Below are 233 nucleotides of genomic sequence, written 5' to 3'. Positions count from 1 at the left end.
GAGGGAACGAGGGGAAGTGAAACATCTCAGTACCCTCAGGAAGAGAAAACAACCGTGATTCCGGGAGTAGTGGCGAGCGAAACTGGATGAGGCTAAACCATATGCGTGTGAGACCCGGCAGGGGTTGCGTATGTGGGGTTGTGGGAGCGTGCTTGATCGGTCTGCCGGCCGGTCGGTGAGTCAGAAACCGTATGGGTAGGCGAAGGGCATGCGAAAGGCCCGGCGTAGAGGGT

1 rRNA gene is annotated in these 233 nt (G+C 58.4%); it reads left to right on the top strand.

The window, feature by feature from the left end:
• A 23S ribosomal RNA gene (locus IG02_RS0135710) occupies nt 1-233 on the top strand; the annotation flags it as partial.

It is taken from the genome of Streptomyces sp. NRRL F-5135, assembly GCF_000719775.1.
Classification (GTDB): Bacteria; Actinomycetota; Actinomycetes; order Streptomycetales; family Streptomycetaceae; genus Streptomyces; species Streptomyces hebeiensis.
The sequence above is the reverse complement of the archived record's forward strand: the minus strand, read 5'-3'. Positions and strand labels throughout refer to the sequence as shown.